This window comes from Schlesneria sp. (assembly GCF_036405755.1).
GTDB classification, from domain to species: Bacteria; Planctomycetota; Planctomycetia; order Planctomycetales; family Planctomycetaceae; genus Schlesneria; species Schlesneria sphaerica.
The window spans coordinates 1-4,398 of record NZ_DASWWZ010000137.1 but is presented as its reverse complement, the minus strand read 5'-3'; the positions used below and the strand labels follow the sequence as shown (position 1 = coordinate 4,398).

Annotated in this window: 4 protein-coding genes; 3 read left to right on the top strand and 1 reads right to left on the bottom strand. The window is 56.6% G+C overall.

Translation table 11 applies throughout. The features are described from left to right. Positions 1–691 (top strand): helix-turn-helix domain-containing protein (locus VGE80_RS04720; RefSeq protein ID WP_440591850.1); only part of this gene is annotated, 691 nt, incomplete at its 5' end. 176 nt (positions 692–867) lie between these two features. Here the strand turns inward: VGE80_RS04720 and VGE80_RS04715 are convergent. Continuing rightward, entirely contained in the window at positions 868–1,545 is a 678-nt protein-coding gene (locus tag VGE80_RS04715) for an HAD family hydrolase (RefSeq protein ID WP_373653548.1), read from the bottom strand. 1,428 nt (positions 1,546–2,973) lie between these two features. Here VGE80_RS04715 and VGE80_RS04710 point away from each other — a divergent pair. Beyond that, entirely contained in the window at positions 2,974–3,927 is a 954-nt protein-coding gene (locus tag VGE80_RS04710; RefSeq protein ID WP_397568851.1) for a DUF1559 family PulG-like putative transporter, read from the top strand. Between the two features lie 209 nt (positions 3,928–4,136). Further along, positions 4,137–4,398 (top strand): hypothetical protein (locus tag VGE80_RS04705; protein WP_440591849.1); only part of this gene is annotated, 262 nt, incomplete at its 3' end.

Here is a 4,398-nt window from a genome sequence, read left to right as displayed (position 1 = left end):
AGAGTTCCTGCATACCATTACCGACCTTACCGATCATGGACGCCCGATCGTTCTGAGCGGAACTCGACACCCCCGACTGCTGAACAAATTGAGCGACGAGCTGGTCTCGCGTTTTCAATCAGGTCTCGTCTGCCGTCTGGAAGCGCCTGACCTCGCGACGCGGGTGAAGATCGTCAACGCCAAAGCAACACGGATGAAGGGGAGCATCTCTCCGGAAGCGTTGCAGTACATTGCTCAGCGATTCCAGTCCAACGTGCGGGAACTCGAAGGGGCACTCAACTGCCTTCAGACGTACTACACGATGATTCACAAGACGGTCACGCTCGCTTCCGCTCGGGAAATCCTGGCGGATCTGGAACGTGACTGTCTGCGGCTCATCCGAGTCACCGACATTGAGCGAGTCGTCTGCAGCCTGTTTGGGGTCAAGCCGAAGGACCTGCAGTCCATGAGTCGAGTCCGTACCCTCAGCCAGCCTCGTATGCTCGCGATGTTCCTGGCTCGCAAGCATACCCCTTCCGCCTATGCCGAGATCGGTCAGCATTTTGGCGGACGAAACCACAGTACAGTCATGTCGGCCGAACGAAAGGTCAAACAATGGCTGGAACAGAACGAGAAGATCAAAGTCGCTGCCCAGAGCTGGTCAGTGGGCGAACTGGTGCAAACGCTGGAGCAGCAGTTGATGGCAGGCTGAGCAGGTAAACCGGCGCAGATTAAATCTGACGCCGGAAGTCCCGCAAAGAGACCCAGGGAATGCTGGTCTCAACCCCGGATGGGGACGAACGGGGCGTCGGGTTCGAGCAGGACAAGAACTCCGCCCGGGTGAACCTGCCAGACCCTCCAACGGAAGCAACTTTGAGGCGGGGCCAGCTAATTCAGCCCCGCTGCCGCGAGCCATCGGGTGACGTCTCTCAGATCGTCCAGCAGCAAGTCCGGTTGATGAGGCTCCAGTTCGTCGACGGAGAAGATCCCTGTCGCCACCGCCAGGACTTTCGCACCTATCGCTCGAGCACACCGGATGTCCGAGGGGGTATCACCGATCACCCAGACTCGATCGGGTTCGACATGCGGATGTCGAGACTGCACCAGTTGCCACGCCGTTCGTGCGACGTCGTCACGATCCAGATGCAGGTCGCCGTACCCGCCGACCGAGAAATGGTGCGACAAACCATAGTGGGCCAGCTTGAGCTTCGCCCCCTCAGCAAAATTCCCCGTGAGCAACCCTAAATGCAGATTGTCGCGAGTACTCAGCGATTGCAGCAGTTCGGGAACGCCGGGCAGAATTGTTCCCGGCCGCGTCTTCAGTGAATTCGGCAGTAGCCGAAAATACGACTTCAGATAGCGATCCCAGTGATCGTCATTAACGTCAATCCCATGGAACTTGAACAGATCCATGGCGATAGCGCGATCGGTTCTTCCAGCCGTCGGAATCCCCGACACCGGTCCCGCAGCACCGAATTCTTCCGCCAGCGACTGTTCCATTGCCGCCTGCCCTGCCCCACCCGCATCAATCAACGTTCCGTCGATATCGAAGAGAAAAACGTTCATCCCGAATAAGACCCCGGTTTAATTCGAAACCCATTTCATTGCTTTAGCGTCGGCAGATCGCCGTTATTCGCAGACACAACTTTACACAACCGGCCTCCGGGTGGCGATCTCGACATGGGACCCATCAGGTCGACCGACTTTGTCGTATGCCAGGTAAGTCTCGGGTTAGCAGAAAAGCGAACTCGAAGGATCGTCACTGTTCCCATGCGATTCCGTTAACCAAATCGATTCGGACTTGCGAACCAGGAAAAAACGAAGTAGGTTCGAGACAACCTTTCACAAAGACAGCGTCAACCGAGCCCTGATTCCCAATCAATGATGCGCAGGCATGCACGCCATGACACACAGGCGTTTTAGCCCTTGTGTCTAATGCGCAGAAGTTGGACTCACACGACGACGAAGTGAAGACGAATACCATGTGCGGCAGAGCAACAACGGGCAACGATGATTCTGGACGATCCGTCCAGCGTATCGTCCGCTGTTCGTTCGGGCTGCTCATCGTGCTTCTGTTCATTCAGGCTTCCACCAGCACCGCGATTGCATCATGCGGTGATTACCTGCACCGCGGGCCCGAATCGCACGACCAACTGATGCTGCAGCTCATGCTCTCCGACGAAGGACTTCGGTCGGAAGCTCCGATGCCGTCAGATCCCAGGACACCCTGTCACGGACCTCGATGTCGCAGCACCCCAATCCCTGCAGCGCCCTCGGTGCCCACCAGCTTGATCGAGCGGCAGTCCGAAACGGCAGCCCTGCTGACGAGCGAACCAGCCATGCTGGTGGAGTGGTCCGCACCGATTTTTCCTCTCTCTTCTGCGAAGCTCACTTCACGTGAGTGTTCGATCTTTCGCCCCCCCTGCAACTAATCTGACAGGTGCACGAAATGGCTCGCGGCAAGCGGTATTCCCCTTGCGCAGCCAGCGATTGGATACCGCCCCCCTCAGAGCATAGCGTTGCAAGCGGCATGAAGTTCTGCTTCTCAGGACTGCCAGCGAACGTCATCGCTTGAGGGATCCAATCCGGTCGTCGATTTCCGAGACTTCACTCGCTGAGAATCTGCTTTTCGATCGACGTGGTCCTCGCCTGCGGACTAAGGATGGGAACCTCGCATCCGGAAACCGTAAAGGCGATTCCGCTCGAACGAGCCCTGGGCTGAAGTCGAGACTGCTGCCGCTCTCTTGCGCCTGAATAAGGACCAAGACAGAGCGACCCTCGTGCATCGTTGTCATGTGACCGGGGAAGCCGATCTGCCGGATGGGCAGGTCGGTCCCCATGGGCCTCATCGCGAAACCGCTATATCTGGCCACCTGAGGGTGATGGGTAGCGAAGGCTTGCTCGCACTCCGCACGACGTGAGTTGCCTTCCGTTGTTATTTCCGTTGCTTTTTTCAACCTGCTTGTCTTTTTGTTTCACTACAAAGGTTTCAACATGAAAAAGTCGTTTCTCCGTCGCCACGGATTTACACTGATCGAACTGCTGGTGGTGATTGCCATCATTGCCGTATTGATTGCCTTGCTCCTGCCCGCTGTCCAGCAGGCGCGCGAAGCCGCCCGACGCACCCAATGCAAGAACAACCTCAAGCAGTTGGGACTGGCAATTCACAACTATCATGACACGTTTGGCTGTCTCCCCATTGCGGACGTCAATGGTGCGGTCAACCCGGTTTCGGCTCACGCACGACTCCTGCCTTACTTTGAGCAAGTCAATCTCTACAACATGATTGACTTCAATGTCCCCTATGATCATCCCAACAATGCCGTCGCGCGAAGCAAGGAAGTCCCAGTATTCCGCTGCCCGTCAGACCCGACTCCGCTGCCTGCGTCGATCGGTGGACGAAACAACTACTACTGGAATGCTGGCTCGGGAATCGTGATGTACTCTTCGGGAGCAACTGGACAACCCCCGTCAAACGGGATCGTTTTCCACAATCGCATGTTCCGTTTTTCGGACATTACGGACGGATTGAGCAACACTGCCGCCATGTCGGAAAAACTGACCGGGGACGGCAGCAATGCTGTGGCGAGCCCCAAGACGGATACCTTTCAGCCCGGAACCTATCCCACCACGCCAGACGAAGCCCTTCAGGACTGTAACGCCGTCAACGTGCAGGATCTGGCGCGGCAAGGATATTCGAACGTCGGCGGCCCCTGGATTCAGCAGTATCACTCGACGAACCAGTACAACCACGTACTGCAGCCGAATGGACGTTCATGCATGTTCCCCCCAGGCCGAATTGCCACGACAGCAAACAGTCAACACACGGGCGGAGTTCATTTGCTGCTCTGCGATGGCTCAGTCAAGTTTGTGAGCGAAAACCTCGCCCTTCAAACATGGCGAGCACTGGGAAGCATCAACGGCGGCGAGAATCTGGGAGAGTTCTAGAACCTCCTGCTGCTGGGTAAACACGCGATTACCTCTGCCCTGCGATCGATTGATCCCGCTTAACGAGCGTCCCCGCAGCATCAGGCTCTTTGCGATTACGAACCACGCTCCAGTTTCCTGACGATGACTGACAGTCAGGATTTCCGTCCTGGCAGATCACTTTCTTTACAAGGTGACAATCGTAGACCTTTCGAGACGGATTGAAATTCATGAGACAGCGACTAAACAAATATGGGGGCCTCGGATGGGTGCTGCTTGTCTGTGCCGCCGTCGGATGCGGCCAGTCGGGCCGCACCTACGTCCTCGATGAAGAGCTTGCACGGTCTTCGCTTGAAGATGCCCTGCAGGCGTGGGTCGATGGACAGACCCCGGAAGACCTTCAACCGACGATTATCATGGGTGATCAAGGTTGGGCAGAAGGTCGAAAGCTGGGATCGTTTGAGATCCTGCCCGATGAAGAGACCACGGATG